Annotated in this window: 1 protein-coding gene; it reads right to left on the bottom strand. The window is 62.0% G+C overall.

Annotation, left to right across the window (positions count from 1 at the left end):
• Positions 1-187 precede the first annotated feature (187 nt).
• On the bottom strand, positions 188-1,383 hold a 1,196-nt coding region (locus NKI35_RS31225; protein ID WP_352742646.1), incomplete at its 5' end, for a tetratricopeptide repeat protein.

The following is a 1,383-nucleotide window of genomic DNA, read 5'->3' as shown; positions in this document are numbered from 1 at the left end:
CGAGCGTGCCGACCTCATCCTCGCCCATGAGCGTGCTGTAGCCGACCACGTCGGCAGCAAGGATCGCGGTAAGCCTTCGCTCCATACCTGCCTGCGCCCTCCTTGGTCGATCAAGCGGCTTCGCGCAGCCTATTCTAGTCCCGCATCGGACGCGAGTGTGTGCGTCCGTTATGACGCGCGTGTGCTTCTACTGAACAACCGTAAAGTGAAACACCTTGCTTGAGTTGACGAAGGAATAGCCGCCGCCTCCATCGTCGCGGCGTTTATAGACGGGTCCACAGTCGGGGCGCCCGAACATATTCTCGCTCAGCTCGCACAATAAGTCGCCATCGACACGGACGGTCTCGGTGACCAGCCGCGTCGTGGAGCGGAAGGCTGCCTTGCCGTCGCTCCCGATCTGGAGGAAGGCTGGTTGGAGACCGGGCTCAAGCTGACCCTGCAGAGTATGGCCCAGCACCAGCGAGGCGATCTCCTTGCCCTTCAAGCGGTTGTGCTCATCGCCGGTGAAACCGAACGGCCATTCGGGCAAGCCCGCCTGCTGCAACGCGTCGACGATGAGAGCCAAATCCTGCGGGTTACGATATTGGGCACCGTTGAGTCGGTATGCGGACAATGAATCGAAACCTGGTGTGGACATGGCACCTAGCCCCTCGGCCACTGCCGCCCTGGCATCCTGCAGGCGGCCGGCGCGGGCGTAGGCGGCACCAAGCGTGATCGTGAAATCTCCGACTGACGGCGCATCGTCGCGGGTGCGTTCGAGGGCCTCGATCGCCCTGTCGTTGCTCCCTTGAATTAGAAAGACCAGACCGGCAATTTGCCGGTTTACAGGTGAAAGGTTGGGATCGAGCCTGAGCGCCGTCTCGACCGCTTCGGCAGCCTCAGCATGACTGCCGGCGAACAGTTGCACGTATCCCAGGGCTATTTGCGTCTCAGCATCGCCGGGGCCGAGTGCGACGGCTCGCTCGACCGAAGCGATGGCTTCCTCGTAGCGGCGATCCACGACCTGCATGATCCCAAGAATAGCATAGGGCGACGAAAGGTCAGGGTCGAGTTGCAAAGCTCGGCTCGCCTTCTCATAGGCTCTCTTTCGTGCTGGCGCGCTCTGCATGATGTCATTGAACGATTCACGCCAGATATACACCGTCGTGCTTGCATCCGCCGCGAAGGCTTCTGCAAAAGCGGGGTCGAGCTGCTCGGCCTTGTCGTAGAGCGTGAGCGCCTCCCGCAGGCCGTCGCGCCGACCGGTCCGTGCTGTCTGCTCGGCACGAAGATAGAAGTCGTAGGCTTCGAGGTTTTCGGTCGGCGGCCGCGCCATGCGTTCGCTTTCCGCTGCCGAAGGTTGCATGCCAAGCGCCTTGGCGATCTCGCCGCTCATCTCGTGCT

It is taken from the genome of Mesorhizobium sp. M0676 (assembly GCF_040320535.1).
Taxonomy (GTDB): Bacteria; Pseudomonadota; Alphaproteobacteria; order Rhizobiales; family Rhizobiaceae; genus Mesorhizobium.
Note: the sequence above shows the minus strand (reverse complement) of the source record. Positions and strands in the feature narration are given on the sequence as shown.